Origin of the sequence: Pseudoalteromonas sp. NCCP-2140 (genome assembly GCF_023708065.1) — a bacterium.
In the GTDB taxonomy this organism is placed as follows: Bacteria; Pseudomonadota; Gammaproteobacteria; order Enterobacterales; family Alteromonadaceae; genus Pseudoalteromonas.
In genome coordinates this window covers 161035-185962 of sequence record NZ_BRCZ01000001.1, presented here as the reverse complement: position 1 = coordinate 185962, position 24928 = coordinate 161035, and the positions used below count along the sequence as shown (strand labels likewise).

The window sequence follows — 24928 nt, the reverse complement described above, 5'->3', positions numbered from 1 at the left end:
GTTTGCCCTTTTTTTTGATTATTTGATTACTAGCAATTTACTGCTTCGAACGCTAGTATTAAGGAAAGATGTGTGGAGTACAGCATGAATAATCAAAAATTAGCCGAATTTGAACAATATTTTCAAATCAACGAGAGCAACCGTGTCAATTTATATGCGGTTGAACCAAGTGCTGTGCCAAAAACCAATGCTGAGCTCGAAGCGGATATCCCTGCCCTATTTAAACTTGCCAACGAAGTAAACGAACTTGAACAAACAAGCTTACGACCACTGCGTAATCTGGGTGATGTTGCGCAAGAACTGGCAGCCTTTTTACAGGCACAATCTCGTAAAATTGATTTAATCATGAGTCACATCTTAGCCTCAGAGCAGCCTGACGATAACGCAAACTATTGCGATAGTTATGGCGGTGGTGGTGTAAAACTTACCTCAGCTGATGTGTATGAATTAGGGCAAACATTTCGTACTAAGTTGTTCTTGCAGCACGAAGCATCTGCCATTTATTGCTATACCGAATTAGTGGCCATTGAAAAATGCGATGATGATAAATACCAATACACATTATTGTTTACTGCCATTCGCGATGCCGACCAAGATTTAGTCGTAAGAGCAGCCCTGCACGCACAAACACGCCAACTTAAAAAACGTCAGCAAGAAAACAATCAACAAGACAGTTAAAAATCACGCTTTATCGCGCACAAAAAGCTGACATCTATGGCTAAAATGCTAAACTAGCCCCACCTTAGTTTGTTTAATACCTTCATGAAATTTAGACTTTTACCTGAATGGGCTGAGCAAGATGCCGTTATGCTCACTTGGCCTCATCAAGACACAGATTGGGCAGCAAATTTAACCGCTGTTGAGCCTGTGTATGTAGCACTTTGCCAAGCAATAAGCCAACAACAAGATGTTGTGATTGTAGCTCATGATAATACCCTCAAAGCACATATTGCAGCTTCACTTGCAAATGCGGATGTCGATGCTAATCGCATTCACTTTGTGGTGACACCGTGTAACGATACTTGGGCACGTGACCATGGCCCATTGACCTGTGCAAATATTGATGACGCAACTCAATTAAAAGTAATGGATTTTATTTTTAATGGTTGGGGCAATAAGTTTGCAAGTGATCTTGATAATCAAATTAATCAAGTACTTGTAAATCAAGTCGCGAGCCCTAAAAATGGTTATCAGCAAAGTGATCTGGTTCTTGAAGGCGGTGGCGTCGAAATCAATGAACACGGCGTGCTACTCACAACCAGCGAGTGCTTATTAAACCCAAATCGTAACCCTGAACTCACAAAAGCAGATATAGAACAAACGCTTGTTGAGCAACTAGGCGCTACGTCGTTTCTTTGGGTTGATCACGGTTACCTTGCGGGTGATGATACCGACAGCCATATTGATACGCTGGTACGTTTTGCCCCGAACAACACCCTTGTTTATGTTAAGTGCGACGATAAAAGTGATGAGCACTTTGCAGCCCTTGATGCAATGGAAAAACAACTGCAATCATTTAAAACAGCAGAGGGTGAAAACTACACGCTGATTGCTTTACCTTGGCCAAAAGCAGTGTTCGATGAAGATGGTGACAGACTACCTGCCACATACGCTAATTATTTAATTATCAATAAAACCGTTTTAGTACCAATTTATGGTGACGAAAACGACCAACTGGCGCTTGGTCAGGTTGCCAAAGCATACCCAGAGCACACTGTGGTGGGTATTAATTGTGTGCCAATTATTCACCAATTTGGCAGCTTACACTGTATTACAATGCAATTACCGCGCGGCTTTTTAGCAGGAACAAACAATGACTAAACCAACGCATTTAAAGGTTGCTCTTGTTCAGCAATCAAACACCGATAATGCTCAAGACAATATGGCAAAATCAATTGCTGGTATTCGTGATGCAGCAAGCCAAGGCGCTAAGCTTATTGTTCTTCAAGAGCTACACCGTAGCTTGTATTTTTGCCAAACCGAAGATGTAGACGTTTTTGATTTAGCAGAAACAATCCCGGGTCCAAGTACAGACACCTTAGGTGCACTTGCCAAAGAGCTCAATGTGGTGATCGTGTCATCATTATTCGAAAAGCGCGCTACGGGTCTTTATCACAATACTGCTGTGGTACTTGAAACTGACGGCAGCATTGCCGGTAAATACCGAAAAATGCATATTCCTGATGACCCAGGTTTTTACGAGAAGTTTTATTTCACACCGGGTGATTTAGGTTTTGAGCCTATTCAAACCTCTGTTGGCAAATTAGGCGTGTTAGTGTGTTGGGATCAATGGTTCCCAGAGGCGGCACGCTTAATGGCAATGGCCGGTGCTGAAATTTTAATTTACCCAACAGCCATTGGCTGGGACCCGCGTGATGAAAAAGACGAGCAAACACGTCAAAAAGACGCCTGGGTTATTTCACAACGTGCTCATGCAGTTGCCAACGGCGTGCCGGTGATCAGCTGTAACCGTGTTGGCCACGAAAGTGATCCAAGCGCTCAAAGTGAAGGTATTCAGTTCTGGGGTAACTCATTTATCGCGGGCCCTCAAGGTGAAATCTTAGCTGAAGCGAACAACAGTGATGAGCAATTATTAGTTGTTGAATTAGACCAAGCACGTAGTGAAAACATACGTCGAATTTGGCCTTACCTTCGTGATCGTCGTATCGATCACTATCAGGACTTAACCAAGATTTATCGAGACTAAGCAGTAAAAACAGTTTAAAGGAGTAGTAAATGGCGTTTGCGCAATGGGCAGCATTGCCTTGGGTAAAATCTGAAAAAGATAAAATTCAATGGGGACAACTAACCGGTAGCGGGCTTAGCATCGCAATCGCAGAAGGTGTAAAACAACACAACGAGCTGGTTGTGATTGTCACCCCAGATACACCAAGCGCCCTTCGCCTTGAAACTGAACTCGAATTTCTGTTGCCTGAAAACCCAGTCATGGTCTTCCCTGACTGGGAAACGCTCCCTTATGATCATTTTTCGCCCCATCAAGATATTATTTCGGCGCGCTTAGCCACGTTAAATACCTTAAAAAAAGAACAACAAAGCGTATTAATCGTGCCAGTGTCGACCTTAATGCTGCGTACTGCCCCTGCTTCGTTTATTTATGGTTCAACCCTTAACTTTAAAGTGGGCGATACCCTAGATACCCACACACTGCGTGAAAACTTAGAACAAGCGGGCTATTTACATGTACAACAAGTGATGGAGCACGGTGAATACGCGATTCGCGGCTCTATCGTTGACTTATACCCTATGGGTAGCCCACACCCATTCCGTTTAGACTTTTTTGATGATGAGCTCGACAGCATTCGCTTATTTGATGTTGAAAGCCAGCGCTCAGATGAAAAGGTCGACAAAATTGAGTTACTGCCAGCCCACGAATTCCCAACTAACGACTCAGACATTGAGCGTTTTCGTATCAACTATCGTGAACAATTTGGCGCAAGCTCTGAACAAGACTCAATTTATATGCAGGTGACTAAAGGAACCTGGCCTGCGGGTATCGAATATTACATGCCACTGTTTTTTGATGAATTGGCAACTATCTTCGATTACTTACCAAGTAATACAACCTTTATGCATTTTGGCGATATTGAGCATGCTGCTGATCAGTTTTGGCATGATGTGAATGTACGCTATGAAAACCGCCGTGTTGATCCGCTCAGACCTTTACTTGAACCTGTAAAACTGTATCAAAGCGTTAATGAGCTATTTGGTGAATTTGGTAAATACGCGCGCATTCGTTTATCGCAAGCAAAATTAGGCACCAAAGCGGGTCACACCAACCTTGCTAGTAAAGAGCTGCCAAATGTTCGTATTGATCATAAGTTACATGAACCGTACCAAGGTTTAATTGACTATGTGGCCAGTGAGAAAAAACAAAAAGGCCGCGTGCTGCTCTCGGTTGAATCGGATGGCCGCCGTGAATCATTACTCACCTTATTAAAACCAAGTGGTTTAAAGCTTAAAGAATTTGAATCGTTTAGCGATTTTACCAATAGTTCGAGTGATGTTGGCCTAATCGTTTCGCCACTTGAGCAAAGTGTGGTGCTAGACGGTAAGCCGCGTTTAACCATTATCACAGAGCAAGAGTTATTAGGCATTAAGGTTTCGCAACGTCGACGCCGTAAACATAAATACGAAGCCAGCCAAGATGCGCTTATTCGTAACCTTGCTGAGCTACGTGAAGGTCAACCGATTGTGCACCTTGATCACGGTGTAGGACGCTATCAAGGCCTTGAAACCATTGATGCTGCTGGTGTGATCACTGAGTTTGTTACGATCATTTACGCTAACGAGGCAAAGCTATACGTGCCCGTTTCTGCATTACATATGCTGAGCCGCTATTCTGGTGGCGAAGAGGCCTCTGCCCCGCTCCATAAATTGGGCTCCGATGCGTGGGAAAAAGCCAAGAAACGTGCTGCTGAAAAAGTCCGTGATGTGGCTGCTGAACTGTTAGATATTTACGCTAAACGCCAAGCAAAGCCTGGCAATAAATTTAAGCTTGATGGCAGTGCTTATCGTCAGTTTAGCGACAGCTTCCCATTTGAAGAAACTGACGATCAACGCAACGCCATTGAGTCTGTGCTCGGTGATATGCAAAGCAAGCAAGCGATGGACCGTTTAGTATGTGGTGACGTTGGCTTTGGTAAAACCGAAGTGGCAATGCGCGCAGCCTTTGTGGCAGTGAATGATAACAAGCAAGTTGCGGTACTTGTACCAACCACACTACTTGCACAGCAGCATTATGAAAACTTTAAAGACCGCTTTGCCGATTTACCAATTGAGGTGGGTGTTTTATCGCGCTTTAACTCAACCAAAGAGCAAAAAGACACCCTCGATAAAATGGCTGAGGGTAAATTAGATATCGTGATTGGTACTCACAAGCTTATTCAACAAGATATTCAATTTAAAGATTTGGGCTTATTGATTGTTGATGAAGAGCACCGTTTTGGGGTGCGTCAAAAAGAAAAAATCAAAGCATTACGTGCCGATGTCGATATTTTAACGCTTACAGCGACCCCTATCCCACGTACATTAAACATGGCAATGAGTGGCATGCGCGACTTATCAATCATAGCCACACCGCCTGCAAAACGTTTAGCGGTTAAAACCTTTGTTAGACAAAGAGATGCTGAACTAATTCGCGAAGCAATTCTGCGTGAGATTAAACGCGGTGGTCAGGTGTATTTCTTACATAATAATGTTGAAACCATAGACCGAGTTGCTGAAGAAATCAGTGAATGGGTACCTGAAGCCAGCGTAACAACCGCACATGGTCAAATGCGAGAGCGCGAGCTTGAGCAAATTATGAGTGATTTTTATCACCAAAAATATAACGTGATTGTGTGTACCACTATTATCGAAACCGGTATCGATGTACCGACTGCCAACACCATTATTATGGATAGAGCAGATAAGCTGGGTCTGGCACAACTGCATCAGTTGCGTGGTCGTGTAGGCCGAAGCCATCACCAAGCGTATGCCTACCTACTGACTGGTAACCCTAAATCACTCAGTAAAGATGCGGTTAAACGCCTTGAAGCGATTGAATCACTGGAAGACTTAGGTGCAGGTTTTGCGCTCGCAACCCATGACTTAGAAATTCGTGGTGCCGGTGAGCTGCTTGGTGATGATCAATCAGGTCAAATGCAAACCATTGGCTTTAGTTTGTATATGGAAATGCTTGAGCAAGCGGTTAACTCCCTCAAAGAAGGTAAAGAGCCAACCCTTGAGAACCTACTCGGTCAACAAACTGAAGTTGACTTAAAGCTGCCAGCGTTATTACCTGATGATTATATTCATGATGTAAACGTACGGTTAGGTATCTATAAACGCATTGCAAGCTGTGCTAACCTCAATGATATGGACGAGTTACAGGTAGAGCTGATTGACCGTTTTGGTCTACTGCCTGACGCCACAAAAAACTTATTCAGTTTGCAACAATTAAAACTGCAAGCAAGTAATATTGGCATTAAGAAGATTGAAGCAAACCCGAAAGGTGGTTATTTTGAGTTTAGCCAGCATACAAAGGTTAACCCTAGCTTCATTATAGGTTTGATACAAAGTGCACCGCAGGTGTATAAAATGGATGGCGCAAATAAACTGCGCTTTGCAATTAGCGAAGCCAACGCTCGCGAACGCTTAAAAATGGTCACTGCAATGATTGCAGATTTCGAAAAAAAGGTTAGCCATTAATGTTGTTTAGAAATAGTTTACTACTGCTTTGTTGCTTATTTACAAGCTCGTCATTTGCAACACGTTGGTTCGAAATTGAAGTTCTTATTTATAAACAGCGCCCTGCTCCCTACTTACAGGAAGATTTCAGCTTAAAACACGATGAAATCAAGGCTAAGCGTAGCGAGGATCTATTATCTCCTGCATACACAGAGCAAGCAAAACAGGCTTGTATTGAAGGCGATAGCCGCTTTCGCTCAGATTCTTTCACAGACTCTTTAGTCAATACCAACCCTCACTCTAACGTGTGTGATGACAGTGTTGATTTTTTAGCTAGCTATAGTCAACTGCCTGTGACACCCGTTGTTGAACCCCGTGAAGACACTGACGACATTTATTTAATGGCGCCAGAACAATTACAGTTTGTTGAGCAAAAAAATCAGCTTGATAGAAAAGGCTTAACCCCAATTTTACACACCGGCTGGCGTTTTCCTGAAATGAGTGAAAAAAGAGCACCGAGTATCCGCCTCTTTGCCGGCGAGCACTTAGCAAAACACGCAAGTCCTGTAGAAGAAAACAACGATTTTATTAGTTTAGTCAGCCCTACTGAGCGCTATATTCCCGACCAACTGCAAAATGTGCCAGAGTGGGAATTAGACGGTTTAATGAAGATTTATGTTCGTCACTACCTGTTTATAAACGCAGATTTTGATATTAGTCAGCGCTTAGAAACTGGTGATTACGAAAAAGCACGTTTTTCACAATTCAAACGTGTGATCAGTAACGAGATACATTATTTTGATCACCCACGTATGGGGATGATCGTGCAAATAAGACGCTACAACCATTAATGGATACAATTATGAAAAAATATATGGCAATTGCAGCAGCGGCTGCGGCACTTACTTTAGCTGGTTGCTCAAAAGTAAATTTAGAGAACTACGAAAAAATTGAAATTGGTATGGATAAAACTGAGGTTGAAGCTATTTTAGGTTCAGCTGATAAGTGTGAAGAAAAGACACTACACACTAACTGTATCTGGGGTAACAAAGATAAAAACATCGAAATTACCTTAGTATCAGACAAAGTATCGCTTTACAGCAAAACAGGTTTAGACGCTAAATAAACCGAAATGGGTGGCCAAGGCCACCCTTTCATCTTTCATCTTTCATCTTTCATCTTTCATCTTTCATCTTTCAGAATGTCAGTTTGTGAGTAAATACGCTCTATATTGACAATTTTGCTGCGATTTAACGTAATCTTGTAGCGCTGATACAAAGTTTCATCTTCGCTTTGTGTAAACACTAATACTACATTTAACTGATAACGCCTCTCTACGGCTTTCTTAGAGATTTTATTACTATCTAGATGATAGAGCTTACCTTCACCCCGCTTTAAATAGCGAGCAAACGGTGCCAAGCTAAATTGCATGGTTTGTTGCAAGGTATCGTAGCCAGGTAAAAACTCTTTCGCGTAAACTTGTGTGTCGCTCGAAAAATGCAACCATTGAGCGGCTTGTTTATTTTGATGGCGGCGCTTCGAAAAGATCTTCCTGACCACTTTAGGCAGGCGTTTAAAGTTTGTATATTCAAGCCAAATGTATTGGCTGGCAATTTTGTCTTTAGTTATGCTGTTTTTAAATTGAAAGCGCCATTTAGGTCGCCCCCTTACTATAGCTCGCCAGATCACCCGTGTTATGTCTTCTTTAAATATTTCACGAAGACCATAAATAACACCCAAGATCAAAATCAACGTCGCTGTTACTTCGGTAAAGTTTGAACGAGCATTTAACACAACTAACATCACAAAGGCCATGATCACAGCGGTCACCGTGCCCTTTACAATACGTTTTAAATAACTGTTTAAGTGACGCGTGCTACGTGTAAGCACCACTCCATGCTCAATCAAACGTTGTAATAGGCGCATTTTGTTGGTGATACGGTTGGCATCTTCAAGTGTCGATTGCGAGTTATATTCTTGCTCTTCACGGTAACTGTTTTCATTTTTGCAAAACTCTAATAGCTCACTGCGCTCTTTTGCAAAATCACTACTGCGCGGCCCTTCATCCAGCAGTTTCAAAAATGACTGCTCTACATGCCAGCTTAAGTAGTTATCGGCGTTTTTATAAAATGGCAGTAGCTTTTCGTCATCTGGGGTATAGCGTCTTAACTTTTTCAACAAGCCTTTGGTTTGCTGGCACAACTCAATGGCTGCAGGGTAAAACTCATCGGCTTCTTGGTGTTTTAGTGTGTCTTTAATATCGGCATTAAGCGCGAGTCGAACTTGATAACAATATAAGTTTAAGTTTTGCCGATAATCTTGCTGTTCACCTTTGTTTTTACTAACAAAGCGGCTTCTAACTAAAGGTAAGTGAATGTTGTTGGCGTTATACGCAAGGTGCGATTTAAAGTTATTATTAAAGAATGATTCTTCGCTCAGTGTTTGTGGGTTAACACTCATTTCATTCGGAATGGAGAAATACAGGTCGAGTCGTTGCTCTGTGCGTGGTTTAAGCTCAGGCTCAATAATAAAAGATAAGTTTTCGTCTTGTTTAAGCAATATCACCTCGTTTGTTAAAAGTACCTCTATAGTTTACGCGTTGATAGGCTTTCAGACAATAAAAAAGGCCCAGTAAAAACTGGGCCTTAGTAATCATTTCAAACTAGTTTAGAACTTAACGTTCATACCAGCGAAGAAACGACGACCTAGTACATCGTATGTGTACGGGTCAGTGTTTGAGTCATTGTTACCTGAGTAGTAAGGTGCTTGCTTATCGAATAAGTTGTTAACACCTGCAGAGAATGACACTGTGTCGTTCAGGATGTATGAACCGCTGATGTCGTGGTATACAACAGTACCAACGCTTGGTACTAGACACTCGCTGTCGTCAGCAAGACATGCGTAGCTGTCTAGGCCGTCGATCATACGTGCTTGGTATTGTGCATCCCAGTTGTCGCCAGACGCGTTAAGAGTGAAGTTAGACTTAACTTTCGCGTAGCTACCGATACCTGAAGTTACAAGACCTGTGTAATCGATTGTGCTTGTGCCTGAATCAACGATGTACTCATCAAGGATAGTTACATCAAGACCTGTGCGCCAGTTAAGACCTGCAGCTTCAAATGCATACTTGAAGTTTACGTCGTAACCTTTAGTAGATTCATTACCAATGTTTTGTAATTGGTTGTTGAAGCTAATGCGACCAGTGCTTTGGTTGAAGTTGATTGCAGAAGACTGACATAAAGCAGTATCTTGGTTCTTGTATGCGCCTGTAGAAGCATCAAGACAGTTTTCAACGATGTACTGGTTGTTTACGCTTGAAATTGAGTTTTCAATTTCGATTTCGTAGTAGTCAACAGTCATTGAGAAACCGTCTAACCATTCTGGAGCGTATACGAAACCAGCAGTTACTGTATCAGCAAGCTCTGGCGTTAATTGATCGTTACCACCAACAGTTACTTCAGCTTGGTCTTGTGCACCAGGGAAGTTAACTTGTTCGAATGAAGGTGATTTACCTTGGTAAAGCTCAGATACTGTAGGAGCACGGAATGCAGTTGAACGAACAGCACGTAGCATTAGTTCGTCGTTTACACGCCAAGTTAGACCTAGTTTCCAAGTCTCATCTGAACCAAATGTGCTGTAATCGAATGCACGAACAGCAGCGCTTAAGTCAACCATTTGAGCAAATGGTGCGTCAGCTAGAAGTGGAACAGCGAATTCAACGTAAGCTTCGTTTACGTCAAAACGACCACCAGTTGGTTCAACACGTGGGTCATTTGCAAGACCTTGTGAAGTTAGTGAATCTGGAACGTACCATGCTTTTTCTTCACGACGCTCGATACCAGCAGCGAAACCAACGTAACCTGCAGGAAGTTCCATTACTTCACCGTTAAGGCCAGCAGAAAGAACTAATAATTGGCTACCACCTGAGTTGTTTTCAGTGTAGTTGTACTGTGCAAGGTTGCTACCTGACCAATCAGCTTGGTTAAGTGGGTTGAAAGTACCCTCTTCGATTGCGTCTTGGATTGAACCCATGTTAAGTAGGTTAGTTGCACGGTCAACTGAGTCGTTACGACCGAATACTACTGAAGTATCCCAGCCCCAACCGTTGTCAAATGCACCGTCAAGACCGATTACTGCACGTACAGTATCAACAACTTGCTCATAACCACGAGGACCAACATCAGTCATACGACGACCGTAAGAGATGTCTTCACCGTCAGCTACACCGTGAGAAAGAAGTGAGTCACCCATCGTGTCTGCATCGTAAGTGAAGTCAAACCATACTGGCTGTGGAGCCATTTGTTGAGTTGACCAACGCTTAGAGTAAGTGAACTCAGAAACTAAACGCGTTTCATCAGTTACGTCAAAGTGGCCGATACCTGTAAGGTTTAAACGACGCATTGGCGTGTAAAGGTAGCTTGTTGCTGAGTAGTTGTAAGCATCACCTGCTGAAGTGAAGTCGTGCCACTCGCCGTCTGCTTGACCTTGTAGGTCTGCATTTTCAGCCCAAACGTGGCCGAAAGGCGTGTAAGAAGAACCACCACAGTAGAAGCTACCGTTTTCGTAATCTTCTTCGATTGGACAATCAGAGAAATCACGGTCTGCTTGAGAAGCGTCGCCACGGTCTGTGTATTGTAAACCAATTACAACGTTACCACGGTCAAAGCTTGAACCCATTGTGATATCGAAAGACGTTTCGTCTGCATCGCCTTCACCAGTGATAGCACCGTTAAGGTTCATGTCTAGACCTTCGAAGTCGTCTTTTAAGATGATGTTAACAACACCAGCTACCGCGTCAGTACCGTATACAGCAGATGCGCCGTCTTTTAGTACTTCAACTTGCTTGATCATTGATACTGGGATTGTGTTTAAGTCAACAGTAGATGCTGCGCCAGTACCAGAGTTGATCATACGACGACCATTTACTAGTACTAGAGTACGTTGTGCGCCTAAACCACGTAGGTCAACACGTGCGTTACCGCCTGAACCGTTGTTAACAGCAGGGTTAGTCATCGCACCGCTTGCTGCAGTCATTTTTTGTAGAACGCCATCGATGCTTGATGCACCCATTGCTTTGATGTCATCTGCACCAATTAAAGTTACAGGACTAGACGTCTCCATATCGGTACGCTTAATGCGAGAACCTGTAACTTGAATTTTTTCAATAGACTCTGCTGCATCATCAGCAGCTAAAACTTGCATGCTTGAGAACATTGGGATTGCTGAAACAACAGCTAAACCAAGAATTGATTTTTTCATGTGAAAACCCTACTTGTTGGAAATTTACCTTTAGTTAGGTAGCGCTCGTTATTATTAGAATCACGAGTCAGCGGAGGGCAACTTAGGCTCAGTTAACTGAACGAAAACTGAATGGCAGGTTAAAGAAAAAACAACCTCAAAATAGCGTATCCATTTTGGGTAATAAGGTTTCACGATGTATCAATGTTAACAGAAAAAAACACCTTTATATCAGCAAGGTAACATTGCTAAGTAGCAAAAAAAACACGATTGAAATCAATTGCACGCACTTTGTAATCAAGTGTAACTAAAGCCCAATAAGTGCTACAAATGAAATTTTTACAAGTTGATCACACAACGTTATAAAAACCGTAAAAGCTTGGTAAGACTGCTAACCATAGTTATTCACTTAAATTAACTAAATAGACAAAGTTAGCCCGTTAAACAGTGTATTAGAGGAAGAATTTTTGTTTTTGTTCCGTAAATTTGTAATACCGTATAAAGATACGGCTAATAAAGAACATTAAAGTAGAAAAAGATGACGTAGGGATGACGACAATCACAGCTTTTAAATAATCAAAAACTGTGATCAACAATAATAATGGAAGATGTTATCGAGTTTGCAGTGAATCGAAATAATAAAGCAAAGTTTGTGGTTGATTGTCACCAGTAGTATAAGTGAGCATCATTTTCCAGGTCATTACAGGCTCAGAGCATGCGCCAACCATAGTATCAGCAACCCAAACTTGCCCTTTCTGCTTAAACTGCAGTGGAATAAACCCCATATACATAGTGACACCTTCAAGTTTAGCAGAGAGGTTTTTAGCACCTTTCGGCAGCTTTAGGTTGATTGCAAAAGGCAACTCAGGGCTGACATCTGGGTTGCTCAGCCAAACTTCTGCATTATTAGGGTAATAACAATGACTATTGTTCTCACAACTTGTACTTGTGCTGCCCTCTTCTATACTTTGGCTATCACATGCAGCTAAAAATACACTGAAAAGGAAAACGGGTAAAAAACTAGTTCGCACTCTATTTGCCTGTATAAAATAAAAGCGGATACTAGTGAGCTACCCGCGAAAAGACAACCATGCTAGATGGAATAAGCTAATAAAAATACAATCTCTGACAAAAAATAACCAACAAAGCGCTAAAATTTGATTGATGTCATAATTTTATGCAATTGACCTATCTTTTTAAGGTCAAAAATTTTATCATTTCCATCGCAAAAATAAGGGTTTCTCGAGTTTGTTTTCTGAAGCTAGCACCGCTAAGTTGGCTTTAGGTAACACGCTTGTGAAGTAATAGTAGGCCCCACTTTGAATAAAAGTGGGTAATTCATTTCTAAAACGCATTTATTGCAGCGGAAGCCAGAAAATGAGCCAAACAGTAGCATCACAAACTGAGTACAATTATAAAGTTGTACGCCAATTCGCTATTATGACAGTGATTTGGGGCATCGTTGGCATGAGTGTTGGGGTTCTGATTGCTGCCCAATTAGCTTGGCCAGCACTTAACTTTGATACACCATGGTTAACTTACTCTCGACTACGTCCGTTACACACGAACGCAGTAATTTTCGCATTTGGTACAAGTGCACTTTTTGCGACGTCTTATTACGTCGTACAACGTACATGTCAAACGCGCCTTTTCTCAGATAAACTAGCAGCCTTCACCTTCTGGGGTTGGCAACTTGTTATCGTACTAGCAGCGATTACCTTACCTTTAGGTATCACAAGCTCAAAAGAATACGCAGAACTTGAATGGCCAATCGATATTCTTATCGCCGTTGTTTGGGTAACTTACGCAGTTGTATTCTTTGGTACGTTAATCAAGCGTAAAGTATCGCACATCTATGTTGCGAACTGGTTCTACGCTGGTTTCATCATTACTGTTGCCGTTTTACACATTGTAAACAGCATGGCAATTCCTGTTTCACTAACTAAATCATACTCTATCTACGCAGGTGCTGTAGATGCAATGGTTCAGTGGTGGTACGGTCACAACGCTGTTGGTTTCTTATTAACTGCTGGTTTCTTAGGTATGATGTACTACTTCGTACCAAAACAAGCTGGTCGCCCTGTTTATTCTTACCGTTTATCGGTAGTTCACTTCTGGGCTCTTGTTTCTTTATACATCTGGGCAGGTCCTCACCACCTACACTACACTGCGCTTCCAGACTGGACGCAAAGCTTAGGTATGGTTATGTCAGTTATCCTATTCGTTCCATCTTGGGGTGGTATGATCAACGGTATCATGACGTTATCAGGTGCATGGCATAAACTACGTACTGACCCAGTACTTCGTTTCTTAGTTGTTTCTCTATCTTTCTACGGTATGTCTACGTTTGAAGGCCCAATGATGGCTATTAAGTCAGTTAACGCGCTTTCTCACTACACTGACTGGACTGTAGGTCACGTACACTCAGGTGCACTAGGTTGGGTTGCAATGATTTCTATCGGTGCTATCTATCACCTAATCCCTGCACTATTCTCACAAGGCCGTATGTACAGTGTTAAACTAGTTAACACGCACTTCTGGTTACACACTGTTGGTGTTGTTCTATACATCGTAGCAATGTGGATCTCAGGTGTAATGCAAGGTCTAATGTGGCGTGCAGTAAACTCAGACGGTACGTTAATGTACAGCTTTGTACAGTCATTAGAAGCTTCGTATCCGTTCTATATCATGCGTTTCCTAGGCGGTGTATTCATCGTAACAGGTATGCTAATTATGGCTTACAACGTTTATCGTACTATTGCAGCGAAGAAAGATTCGCTTCAATTAGACGCTGACGCACAATTGGCATAATGGAGTAGCACGATGAGCAATAATAATTCACAAAACAAACACGAAATAGTCGAAAAGAACGTTGGCCTAATGGCTATCTTGACTGTCTTTGCAATCAGCTTTGGTGCGTTAGTTGAGATTACTCCACTAATGTTCCAAGACGATACGACTAAACCTGTTGATGGCTTACGCCCTCTTACAGCGTTAGAAATGGAAGGCCGTGATATCTACGTGCGTGAAGGTTGTTACAACTGTCACTCACAAATGATTCGTCCTTTCCGTGACGAGGTTGAGCGTTACGGTCACTACTCTGTAGCTGGTGAGTCAGTATGGGATCACCCATTCCAATGGGGTTCTAAGCGTACTGGTCCTGACCTAGCTCGTGTTGGTGAGCGTTACTCAGACGATTGGCACCATGCTCACTTAATGGACCCACGTGCTGTGGTTCCTGAGTCAAACATGCCAGCGTTTCCTTGGTTAGACGAAAACAGAGTCGATACGACCCATACACTTAAAAAGCTTCAAGTATTCCGTGATAGCTTCGGAATCGACAAAGCAAGCGACCGTTACGACGGTAAAGGTTACGGAAGTGACGAAGAGCTAAAAGCTGACATTGCGAAAATCGAAGCCATGAACAATGGTGAAGGCGCAACTGAAATGCAAGCTCTAATCGCTTACTTACAACAGCTTGGCACACACTTGAAGTAATTATTATGGATTACGGAACATACAGAGGCATTTTGACTCTGGTAATTTTAGTACTGTTTATTGTGATTGTTGTATGGGCATACAGCAAGCGTAGCAAAAGCCGATTTGATAACGCTGCTAATGCCATATTTGAAGATGAAAAAAAACACAACAACACAATCTCTAACGAGGAAAAGGAGTCTGAGAAATGACTAGCTTTTGGAGTATATGGGTTATCGTATTAACCCTAGCGTGTCTTGCTATCATCTTCGGCCTACTTCTGTGGAACTTAAAAAACTACACAGGTGTTAAAGAAGGCGAAAGCTGTGGTCACGAGTTTGACGGCATTGAAGAACTAAACAACCCACTACCAAAATGGTGGACTTACATGTTCTTCGCGACATTCATTTGGTCTGTATACTACCTAGCTGCTTACCCAGGTTTAGGTAACTGGGAAGGTTTAGGTAAATGGACAAGTTCTAACCAAGGTATTACTTCTTTAGCTGAGTCTAAAGAAGCGACTGAACAAGCATTAGCTAACGGTGAGAACGTTCAATTAGACCAAGAATTTATCGCTGCTGATGAGCGTTTTGGCCCAATCTTTGAGTCATTCGCAAAACAAGATATTGAAACACTAGTTAAAGATGAAAAAGCGCTTGAGATTGGTCAACGTTTATTCTCACAAAACTGTGCACAATGTCATGGTTCAGATGCACGTGGTGGTCAAGGCTTCCCTAACCTAACGGATAACGATTGGTTATATGGCGGTACCCCAGACAAGATCAAAGAAACACTTCTTTACGGTCGTGTTGCTGCGATGCCACCTTGGGGTGATGCACTTGGCGAGCAAGGCATTAAAGAAATGACTGCTCACGTACTTAGCCTTTCAGGCCGTACTGTTAACCAAAAAGACGCTGCTGCAGGTGCTGCTAAGTTTGCAATGTGTGCTGCGTGTCACGGTGCTGACGGTAAAGGTTCAGTTGCACACAACTTACCATTTGGTGCACCTAACCTAACAGATAACATCTGGTTATACGGTGGTTCTAAACGTGCTGTTGAAGAAACACTAATCAATGGCCGCGCAGGTGTAATGCCAGCATGGAAAGACATTTTAGGTGAAGATAAAGTTCACTTATTAACAGCGTACGTTTACAGCTTATCGCAAGATAAATAACCACGCGGTTAATAAAATGTATAAACAATTAATCCTTTAATTCAATAGATTAATTAAGATCAAAAAAGCCTCCATCTGGAGGCTTTTTTTTAGTCTTTTGCTTTTAAATCCGATAAAATGCGTACAACGTTTTTAAAGGTATAAGTACTATGAAACCCACTCCTTGGTATAAAAACTTTTGGCCATGGTTTTTAATCTCTTTTCCTCTTGCAGCCATCATCGGCTGTGCTGGTCTTATTTATATGGCGATTGGCAACGGCCCAGATATGGTTGTTGATGATTACTATAAAAAAGGCAAAGCAATTAACCTTGAACTCAGCAAATTTAATAAAGCAAAAGCACTTTATTTACATGGCGATTTAAATGTTGCAGGCGACAAAGTAACTTTCACTTTCACCAAGGGTGACGCAAGCAATGTTCACTCTTTAAAAATGTCATTTTATCATCGCACCATTAAAGCCAATGACTTTGATGTAAGCCTAATGAAAAACGCCCATGGCGATTTCACTGCCCTACTCGACACCCATGTTGACGGTGCATACACAGTGTTTATTGAACCAATCGATAACAGTTGGAAACTTAAAGAAGATGTCATTTTGCCAACTGATAAAACGATTTCGATTAGCCCTGAATATAAGTAGTAAACTCTAATGTCCGATAATTGCTTTCATTGTCTTGAAAGTGTGCCAAAAGGCTTTAATGCGACTGTCGAAATAGACGGTAAGGCACAACCTATGTGTTGCATTGGTTGCCAAACGGTTGCTGAGAATATCGTCGCCCAAGGCATGACCGATTACTATAAATTTAGAACTGTACGCTCTGGTAAAGTTGAACAACTTGTTCCAGAGCAACTCGAGTTGATTAAAAGTTACGATAACGAAGATATTCAAGACGAGTTTATTTCAGCCACTAATGATTTATCAGAAGTACTATTAACGGTTGAAGGCATCACCTGTGCTGCCTGTGCTTGGTTAATCGAAAAACAACTACTTAACTTAAAAGCAATCAAACGTGTTGATGTAAATACTTCGACCAACCGTGCCATGATCCAGTGGGATAAATCGGTTACACCGCTTAGCCAAATTATTACCTCATTACATGAAATCGGCTATAAAGCCTATCCGTTTCAGGCAGACCTTGAAGCGAGCCAAAAACAACAAGCCGCAAAAGCCTACATTCGCCGTTTAGGGGTTGCCGGTCTGATGACCATGCAAGTAATGATGTTTGCTTTTGCCATGTATTTTGGCATGTTCTCTGGCATGGAAGAGAACTTCGAGCAGTATTTTCGATGGATAAGCTTAGTACTTGCTTCTCCAGTTATTCTTTACAGTGCCTTGCCATTCTTAACCAATGCCATTAATGGTTTAAAAGCCAAACAGCTGAATATGGACTTACCCGTCTCATTAGCTATTTTTGGTGCTTATGGGGCAAGCTGTTATGCCACATTAATGTCGGTTGGCGAAGTTTATTTTGAATCTATCTGTATGTTTACCTTCTTATTATTATTAGGTAAATATTTAGAATTTAGAGCTCGTTTAAAAGCCAGTGAATTTACCGCTAACTTGCAAAAGTTACTGCCGCTTACAGCTCGTATTATTGATGATAATAATCAAGAATCGATAATTGCCGCAAAAAAACTAAAACTGGGTGATGTTGTATTAATCAAAGCAGGCGAGACTATTCCTGCTGATGGTATTGTTACAAAAGGTCAAACAACCGTTGATGAAGCCATGATGACGGGTGAACACCAGCCAGTTAACAAGTTTGTCAGCCATCAAGTTTACGCAGGAACGATTAACCATGATGGTGTGATCAGTATTGAGATCAACAAAATCGGTCAAAATACCCTGCTTAATCAAATTATTAAGTTACAACACACAGCGTTAACCAAGCGCCCGCGATTAGTTGAGATAACAGATAAAGTAGCGCAGTGGTTTGTTGCCTGTTTATTAGTGTTTGCCTCAATAACAGCAATTGGTTGGTATCAAATAGACCCCGAGCATGCCTTTTGGGTTACTATTTCTGTACTTGTTGCAACCTGCCCTTGTGCGCTTAGCTTAGCAATTCCAACCGCTCTCACGTGCGCTGTAGCCAGCCTTACGAAGCGTGGAATTTTAATTAAACAAGCCCATGTGTTAGAAACGCTACCACAATTAACAGATATCGCGTTTGATAAAACAGGTACTTTAACGCAAGGTCGCTTTACCATTGAACGCGTTGAACTAGTTAACACCCAGTACAGTGAAGCTGATGCATTACGCTTAGCAGCACAACTTGAAAGTTTCTCTGAGCACCCTATTGCTAATGCATTCGCTGGTTTCAACGACACAGTGAACCCTATTGAAAATGTGACTATCGAACCAGGTAAAGGCATTACCGCTTTACTAAATGATCAGCACCTTGCGATAGGTAAAAGCGGTTGGTTTGATACCGAAAAAGCAGATGCTCAGGCAACCTTATATATCGATAAACAAGTCATTGCGCGTTTTTACTTAGCCGACAGCCTACGTAATAACGCAGAAAAATTGATTACTACACTGCACTTGCAACAAATTAAGTGCCATATGTTAACGGGCGATGCCTCTAACAGTGGTGAGCGAATTGCAAAACAGCTCAATTTAGATACCGTGCATGCTGCATGTAGCCCTCGCGACAAACAAACCCATGTTGAAGCATTGGCAGCTAAAGGTGCCATTGTTGCTATGGTGGGTGATGGCGTGAATGACAGCCCAGTATTTGCCAGTGCCCATTTATCTATTGCGATGGAAACAGGCGCTGATATTTCCAAAAATAGTGCCGATGTGGTATTACTCAATAGTGATCTAACGGCCATAGAACATTTGCTTACTGTCTCGAAAAAGACGCGCCGTATTGTTAAGCAAAACTTGGCATTATCACTTATTTACAATGGTTCGATTTTACCATTGGCAGCCCTTGGGCTTGTTGCTCCTTGGATGGCTGTAATTGGTATGTCTGCAAGCTCCATTTTGGTTATTACCAACTCATTAAGGTTATTAAAACTATGAGTATCATCTACATGCTTATCCCAATTGCCATTTTATTTGTGCTGATTGCTATTGGGGTGTTCTTTTGGGCTGTAAAAAGCGAACAATTTTCTGATTTAAACAAACAGGGCCACAGTATCCTGTTCGAAGACGATAAAGAGCAGCACAACAAAAGTAATGATTGATCCGCTGTTTATTAGTGCATTTATAATGGGCTTGTTAGGTAGTGGTCATTGCCTTGCTATGTGTGGTGGCATTGCCAGTAGTTTACAACTTGCCGCCAACAAAAACCGTGCAGTGACCTTTTCGATTGCTTATAACCTAGGCCGCGCACTAAGTTACATGCTTGCCGGTGCTCTTGTAGCAGGAATTAGTAGTCGCTTTGCAGCGCAAAATACTTCTATATCGATAGCGTTGTCGTTTTTGAGTGGTATTTTTATGCTCCTTGTTGGGGTTTACATTATGCGTTTAGCGGCAACTCTACAGTGGCTAGAAAAACTTGGCAAAACCCTAGTATGGCAGCATTTAGCTAAACTTAATCGTTATTTATTACCGGTCGATACTACCCCAAAAGCCCTACTCTATGGCGCTTTGTGGGGCTGGTTGCCCTGTGGATTAGTTTATTCAGCGCTTACCTGGGCACTGACTAGCCCATCAGCATCACATGGTGCAGGTGTGATGTTATTTTTCGCGTTAGGCACCTTTCCTGCGATGATAAGCGTAGGACTCGTCAGCCAGAAAATAAACACTATTTTCAATCATGTTTGGACTAGGGTTATTCTAGGCAGCGTAATAATATGGTACGGTATATACTTATTAATTATAGCAACCGATAAGCTAATTCATTAATCTTACTGGTTGTTAACTTATTTGAATGGATTTGATGTATGGACTTCTCACAAAACAAGTCAAAAGGCTTATGCACAATTAGCTGTAATAATTGCAGTATCAGCCAGCTATGTTTGCCATTTTCATTAAACGGTCAAGAAATGGATCGTCTCGATGAAATCATCGAACGTAAGAAACCACTGCATAAAGGTGATTATTTATTTGAGTCTGGCGAAAGCTTAAATGCCATTTATGCGGTACGCTCTGGCTCGTTTAAGTCTTATACTTTGTCTGAACAAGGTGATGAGCAAATTACTGGTTTTCATCTAGCTGGTGATTTGGTTGGTTTCGATGCTATTAACAAAATGGCTCATCAAAGCTTCTCACAAGCCCTTGAAACATCAATGGTATGTGAAATTCCATTCGATACTCTAGACGAATTAGCGGGTAAACTACCTAAGCTACGCCAACAAATTATGCGTTTAATGAGTAATGAAATTAACTATGACCAAGAAATGTTATTGTTACTCAATAAAAAGTCAGCTGAAGAGCGTCTAGCCAGTTTTATTTATAATCTTGCAGAGCGTTTTGGTGAACGTGGTTTCTCACGTAAAGAATTCCGTTTAACCATGACACGTGGTGAAATCGGTAATTATTTAGGCCTTACTGTTGAAACAATTAGCCGCCTTTTAAGCCGCTTCCAAAAAGCCGGTTTTATTAAGGTTGAAGGTAAATTTATCACCATTTTGGACCAGCAAGCGCTTGCAGCAACAGCAGCGATTAAATGTAAATAGAGTTTGATTTAACGCAACTTTATATTGTTTGCCCCTTTAACTGTTCTAAATTTAGGTTACACTCAAAGTACTACTTTTTGCGGAACAGTTAAGGAGCAGCACATGGACGCAATTAAACGAATTTTAGCAGTTATAGACCCAACCAAAGAGCAGCAACACAGTTTAAGCCGCTCAATTGATCTAGCCAAAAAATCTGGCGCGACCATCACCGCTTTCCTCAGTATCTACGACTTCTCTTATGAAATGACCACAATGCTTTCTGCTGATGAGCGTGAAGCAATGCGCGAAGCCGTCATAAAAGACCGCCAAGAATGGTTAAATGAACAAATTGCACTTTATCCAGAGCTTACCATTGATAGCTGTGTGGTTTGGCATAACCGCCCTTACGAAGCCATTATCAATACCGTGATCAACGATGGTTTTGACCTTGTTGTCAAAGGCACTCATCAACACGATACACTTAAGTCTGTTATTTTCACCCCAACTGACTGGCACCTCATTCGTAAGTGCCCTGCTCCAGTTTTACTTGTTAAAGAGAAAGAGTGGCCGGCAAAAGGCAATATTTTAGCTGCTGTAAACGCAGTGAGTGAAAATGAACAACACCTTGAACTTAACAAGCGTATTATCAATGACGCTCGTTTCATTTGTGACTTGGCCAACGCAACGCTTAACCTTGTGAATGCCTACCCAGCAACTCCAGTTAATATCGCTATTGAAATCCCTGAATTCAATCCCGGTGTTTATAACGAATCAGTTAAAAAACATCACTTTGAATCAACGCTTTCATTAGCTGAAGGCTTTGATATTGATAAAGCTCATTGCCACATTGAAGAGGGTTTACCTGAAGATGTTATTCCTGATGTGGCTGCACGCCTCAACAGCGAATTAGTAGTGATAGGTACAGTTGGACGTACTGGCTTAAGTGCAGCGCTTGTCGGTAACACAGCAGAGCATGTTATTGATAGCCTTGACTGCGATGTTTTAGCACTAAAACCAGACGGCTATGTGAGCCCACTTGCTAAATAACCTTTTAAATATGCATTAAAAAAGCCCCAGTTTGGGGCTTTTTTCTTTTTATATATTTGTTACATCAATAAATAATGATTCATCAATGTTTGTTGATGAGACCACCGCCTCGCTAAAGTCATAGCTTTCACGATTGCCTTCTCTATCAAGTGGTAAATTTTCAAAATCAAATAAGTTTCTGTCTGCAAGCTGGCTTGGGCTAACATTTTGTAAAGACTTAAAGATACTCTCAACACGACCTGGAGTTTTCTTATCCCACTCAGTCAACATGGCTTTGATTGATTGACGCTGTAAGTTTTCTTGTGAGCCACATAAATTACAAGGAATAATTGGGAAGTCTTTGTGCTCAGCGTATTTAATTAAATCTTTTTCTCGGCAATATGACAACGGACGGATTACCACGTTACGCTCATCATCAGAGCGTAATTTTGGTGGCATCGCTTTTAGTCGTGAACCATGGAACATATTTAAGAACATTGTCTCAACGATATCATCCATGTGATGACCAAGTGCTAATTTGGTTGCACCAATTTTTTCGGCAAATGAATAAAGTGTGCCGCGACGAAGTCGTGAACACAGACCACAGGTTGTTTTGCCCTCTGGTACTTTTTCTTTTACTACTGAGTAAGTATCTTTATCAACGATGTAATACGGGATATTTAGCGTTTCAAAGTAATCAGGCAAAATGTGCTCAGGAAAACCAGGTTGCTTCTGATCAAGGTTTACTGCAATCACTTCAAATTTAATCGGCGCTGCTTTTTGTAAATTAAGCAAAATATCTAGCATTGCAAAAGAATCTTTACCACCACTGATACATGCCATAACAACATCACCGTCTTCGATCATGTTGTAATCAGTAATTGCGTTACCAACATGCCTTCTTAGACGCTTTTGAAGTTTATTAAATTCAAGAGTTTCTTTTCTAGTATCAGTTTGATTCATTTGCTCTGCTCATACAGGCTTTTGTAAGCCATGTTTCATAGTAAAAAGTTCGGCGTGGATTATACGGACTTTTTAAGCGAGTTGAAATGATTAGCATGGGATAATTAAAGCGCTTCACTCGTAGATATACCACGTAAAGCGAAGCGCTTTGGGAATAGACTCAAAGGTTTATGAATTTATAGGCTGAAAGCTCTAATTTTCTGACCTCTGTAAACTAACTGCTGATTTATTTTACTGTGCATTTGTAACGAGAAGCTGTACAAGCAAGGTCAGGCCAATCATCTCTGCCCCAACAGTATTTATAATTTCTAAGTGGTTTAAGATGCCAAACTACTGGCTTGCCCTTTTTATCTAAGCGAGTTTCATTTTCAAGCTGCACACGGATTAAATTTTTCTCTGCTGAGAGAATATTATAAACGAAGGTTTTTCTCGCTTCAGACGCGGAAATATAGCCCTGCTCATCATAAGAGATTTCTAATGTTTTATTTTTAAACGTTATGGTATGAAAATTAGCTTCACAAACTGGGCTATTTGTTGACTGCCATGAGCCTTGCAACTTAGTTTGCATTTCTTGGTTGATAGGTGAATGACTGCTACAAGCTGAACATAGCAGTAAAATAACAAAAATAGGCGCTGAAGTTTTCATTAAGATGCTTTTAAGTCTCTGAAAAAGTAAGGTTTAGCATATCGAGAACCGTAAAAATGTCCAGCCATACGCTTAATAAAAAACAAAGGGCACATGAGCCCTGTGCCCTTTGTTAACTTTAAGCGCTTTTAGTTTTAGCTTTTTTATTCTTTGCCATTCGTTTAGCACGTTTTATTGCCGACTTTTTCGACGCATTTTTCTGCGCTATTTTTAACACTTTGGCCTCTTTTAATTGCTTTTTAGCTGCTTTCAAGCGCTTTTTAGCATTTTCGGCTAGGTTCTCTGCTTCACTAGCGCACTCTACAGCTGCTTGTGCTTTAAGTGCTGCATCTTTTGCAAGTTCAGTGGTTCTAGCCACTTCTTTTTTACTCTTTTCGAGAATTTTTTCGAGCTTAGCAAGACGCTTCTCAAATACTGACTGTGAATTTTGCATAGTATTCTCCTTTACTGACGTGCAGACATGCGGGTTGGTTCGGTGACAATAAGCGGGTCTAGACGATTCACAATTTCGTGATCTTTTTCTGGGTAATCCAAACAGCTTAAGAAATGACGCATGCAGTTGATTCGCCCGCGCTTTTTATCATCAGATCGAATTTGTGTCCAAGGTGCATCCTTAGTATGGGTATGAAACATCATGGCATCTTTGGCATCACTATAATCATGCCATTTAGCCAAAGATGCCATATCAACTGGGCTTAGCTTCCATTGTTTGAGCGGGTCATTTTGGCGCGATTTAAAGCGTCTAAATTGCTCTTCTCTGCTGACCGAAAACCAATATTTAAATAGCTTAATACCGCTATTCACCAACATACGTTCAAGTTGAGGTGTTTGACGCATAAACTCTAAATATTCGTGATCATCACAAAACCCCATTACCTTCTCAACACCGGCTCGGTTATACCAAGAACGGTCAAATAATATAATTTCACCCTTTGTTGGCAGGTGGTTAATGTAACGCTGAAAGTACCATTGATCACGCTCTCTTGCAGATGGTTTTTCTAAAGCCACTACATGCGCCCCACGAGGGTTTAAATGCTCCATAAAGCGCTTAATAGTGCCACCTTTACCCGCCGCATCTCGACCTTCAAATAAAATCACAATTTGCTGGTTGGTCTCTTTTACCCAGCCTTGCATTTTTAAAAGCTCGATTTGCAGTTCGTGTTTATGGCGCTCGTATTCAACTACGTCCATTTTGCGTTTATATGGGTATTTACCGTCAGCATTCCACTTTAAGCTTGGGTTTTTAACATTTAGATCAAAAACCACATCCTGCTTCGCATTGGCTTCTGCTAATTTCTGTTGTTTAACTGATACAGGTTCGACATTGACTGTCTGCATAACGACTCCTTTTAAACTATAACTACCTATATTGAGATCTTTATAGTTTTACTTTAAGCCAGTTATTGCTAAGTAATTTGATCTAAATCTATATTTTCAATTCTTGAAAAATCATTTAAAAATAGAAGGTTAGCACTTAATAATTAAGTAAAAATAAGGGTGCTAAAATAAAATTAAACCTTTTATCTATAGCAAGAAACAATCAGTAAAAACGCATATTTTCATACTGTTTTCAGATCTAAAAACACGCTAATTCTTAAATGCACAGCAA

23 protein-coding genes are annotated in these 24928 nt (G+C 41.3%); 16 read left to right on the top strand and 7 right to left on the bottom strand.

The genetic code is table 11. The features are described from left to right. The first annotated feature begins 84 nt into the window (after nt 1-84). The 6 genes from NFU46_RS00935 (at nt 85) to NFU46_RS00910 (ending at nt 7315) form a co-directional block, all read left to right on the top strand. On the top strand, nt 85-678 hold the full coding sequence (locus NFU46_RS00935; protein ID WP_058584935.1) for a PilZ domain-containing protein: 594 nt from the start codon (nt 85-87) through the stop codon (nt 676-678). Nucleotides 679-762: 84 nt separating this feature from the next. Continuing rightward, a complete protein-coding gene (locus NFU46_RS00930) occupies nt 763-1821 on the top strand; it encodes an agmatine/peptidylarginine deiminase (protein WP_251598825.1) in 1059 nt (352 codons plus the stop codon). Beyond that, nucleotides 1814-2707 (top strand): carbon-nitrogen hydrolase, encoded by an 894-nt coding sequence (locus NFU46_RS00925; RefSeq protein ID WP_175078218.1) that lies wholly within the window; start codon nt 1814-1816, stop codon nt 2705-2707. The genes NFU46_RS00930 and NFU46_RS00925 overlap by 8 nt, the downstream gene beginning before the upstream one ends. A 29-nt stretch (nt 2708-2736) precedes the next feature. Beyond that, nucleotides 2737-6210, top strand: a complete 3474-nt coding sequence (gene mfd / locus NFU46_RS00920; RefSeq protein WP_063529151.1) for a transcription-repair coupling factor — start codon at nt 2737-2739, stop codon at nt 6208-6210. Continuing rightward, complete coding sequence (locus NFU46_RS00915) at nt 6210-7040, top strand: peptidoglycan binding protein CsiV (protein ID WP_251598822.1); 831 nt, start codon at nt 6210-6212, stop codon at nt 7038-7040. The genes mfd and NFU46_RS00915 overlap by 1 nt, the downstream gene beginning before the upstream one ends. Before the next feature lie 11 nt (nt 7041-7051). Beyond that, a complete protein-coding gene (locus tag NFU46_RS00910; RefSeq protein ID WP_055198739.1) occupies nt 7052-7315 on the top strand; it encodes a hypothetical protein in 264 nt (87 codons plus the stop codon). 56 nt (nt 7316-7371) lie between these two features. Here NFU46_RS00910 and NFU46_RS00905 read toward each other — a convergent pair whose 3' ends face one another. From NFU46_RS00905 to NFU46_RS00895, 3 genes are all read right to left on the bottom strand, one after another. Then, on the bottom strand, nt 7372-8748 hold the full coding sequence (locus tag NFU46_RS00905) for a hypothetical protein (RefSeq protein WP_251598819.1): 1377 nt from the start codon (nt 8746-8748) through the stop codon (nt 7372-7374). Nucleotides 8749-8856: 108 nt separating this feature from the next. Further along, the gene (locus NFU46_RS00900; RefSeq protein ID WP_251598816.1) at nt 8857-11448 is read right to left on the bottom strand and encodes a TonB-dependent siderophore receptor; all 2592 of its coding nucleotides are present in this window, start codon (nt 11446-11448) and stop codon (nt 8857-8859) included. 590 nt (nt 11449-12038) lie between these two features. Beyond that, nucleotides 12039-12458, bottom strand: coding sequence for a hypothetical protein (locus tag NFU46_RS00895; protein ID WP_175081816.1), 420 nt, complete (start codon nt 12456-12458; stop codon nt 12039-12041). Nucleotides 12459-12804: 346 nt separating this feature from the next. On the opposite strand from NFU46_RS00895, the gene ccoN reads away from it, so the two are divergent. From ccoN to uspE, 10 genes are all read left to right on the top strand, one after another. After that, on the top strand, nt 12805-14238 hold the full coding sequence (ccoN, locus tag NFU46_RS00890) for a cytochrome-c oxidase, cbb3-type subunit I (protein ID WP_036967883.1): 1434 nt from the start codon (nt 12805-12807) through the stop codon (nt 14236-14238). 12 nt (nt 14239-14250) lie between these two features. Then, entirely contained in the window at nt 14251-14925 is a 675-nt protein-coding gene (gene ccoO / locus NFU46_RS00885; protein WP_054561332.1) for a cytochrome-c oxidase, cbb3-type subunit II, read from the top strand. A 5-nt stretch (nt 14926-14930) separates the two neighbouring features. Next, nucleotides 14931-15116, top strand: coding sequence for a cbb3-type cytochrome c oxidase subunit 3 (locus NFU46_RS00880; RefSeq protein ID WP_054561331.1), 186 nt, complete (start codon nt 14931-14933; stop codon nt 15114-15116). Beyond that, nucleotides 15113-16078 carry a cytochrome-c oxidase, cbb3-type subunit III gene (gene ccoP, locus NFU46_RS00875; protein ID WP_054561330.1) on the top strand — a complete coding sequence of 322 codons (966 nt, stop codon included), beginning with the start codon at nt 15113-15115 and terminating at the stop codon, nt 16076-16078. Before NFU46_RS00880 ends, ccoP begins: the two co-directional genes overlap by 4 nt. A 149-nt stretch (nt 16079-16227) precedes the next feature. After that, on the top strand, nt 16228-16719 hold the full coding sequence (locus NFU46_RS00870) for a FixH family protein (RefSeq protein WP_054561329.1): 492 nt from the start codon (nt 16228-16230) through the stop codon (nt 16717-16719). 9 nt (nt 16720-16728) lie between these two features. Then, entirely contained in the window at nt 16729-19104 is a 2376-nt protein-coding gene (locus tag NFU46_RS00865; RefSeq protein WP_251598813.1) for a heavy metal translocating P-type ATPase, read from the top strand. Next, nucleotides 19101-19268: a cbb3-type cytochrome oxidase assembly protein CcoS gene (ccoS, locus tag NFU46_RS00860; RefSeq protein ID WP_054553052.1), complete on the top strand. Its 168-nt coding sequence runs from the start codon at nt 19101-19103 to the stop codon at nt 19266-19268. Before NFU46_RS00865 ends, ccoS begins: the two co-directional genes overlap by 4 nt. Next, the gene (locus NFU46_RS00855) at nt 19261-19932 is read left to right on the top strand and encodes a sulfite exporter TauE/SafE family protein (RefSeq protein ID WP_251598810.1); all 672 of its coding nucleotides are present in this window, start codon (nt 19261-19263) and stop codon (nt 19930-19932) included. Before ccoS ends, NFU46_RS00855 begins: the two co-directional genes overlap by 8 nt. Before the next feature lie 38 nt (nt 19933-19970). Continuing rightward, the gene (locus tag NFU46_RS00850; protein ID WP_054553050.1) at nt 19971-20705 is read left to right on the top strand and encodes an FNR family transcription factor; all 735 of its coding nucleotides are present in this window, start codon (nt 19971-19973) and stop codon (nt 20703-20705) included. Nucleotides 20706-20807: 102 nt separating this feature from the next. Beyond that, the gene (gene uspE / locus NFU46_RS00845) at nt 20808-21731 is read left to right on the top strand and encodes a universal stress protein UspE (RefSeq protein ID WP_058584855.1); all 924 of its coding nucleotides are present in this window, start codon (nt 20808-20810) and stop codon (nt 21729-21731) included. A gap of 48 nt (nt 21732-21779) precedes the next feature. Here uspE and ttcA read toward each other — a convergent pair whose 3' ends face one another. From ttcA to ppk2, 4 genes are all read right to left on the bottom strand, one after another. After that, nucleotides 21780-22673, bottom strand: a complete 894-nt coding sequence (ttcA, locus tag NFU46_RS00840) for a tRNA 2-thiocytidine(32) synthetase TtcA (RefSeq protein WP_054561325.1) — start codon at nt 22671-22673, stop codon at nt 21780-21782. 226 nt (nt 22674-22899) lie between these two features. Then, the gene (locus NFU46_RS00835; RefSeq protein WP_251598807.1) at nt 22900-23319 is read right to left on the bottom strand and encodes a hypothetical protein; all 420 of its coding nucleotides are present in this window, start codon (nt 23317-23319) and stop codon (nt 22900-22902) included. 118 nt (nt 23320-23437) lie between these two features. Further along, the gene (locus NFU46_RS00830) at nt 23438-23752 is read right to left on the bottom strand and encodes a hypothetical protein (RefSeq protein WP_175078211.1); all 315 of its coding nucleotides are present in this window, start codon (nt 23750-23752) and stop codon (nt 23438-23440) included. An 11-nt stretch (nt 23753-23763) separates the two neighbouring features. Then, the gene (ppk2, locus tag NFU46_RS00825; RefSeq protein ID WP_082665603.1) at nt 23764-24657 is read right to left on the bottom strand and encodes a polyphosphate kinase 2; all 894 of its coding nucleotides are present in this window, start codon (nt 24655-24657) and stop codon (nt 23764-23766) included. Nucleotides 24658-24928: the final 271 nt, after the last annotated feature.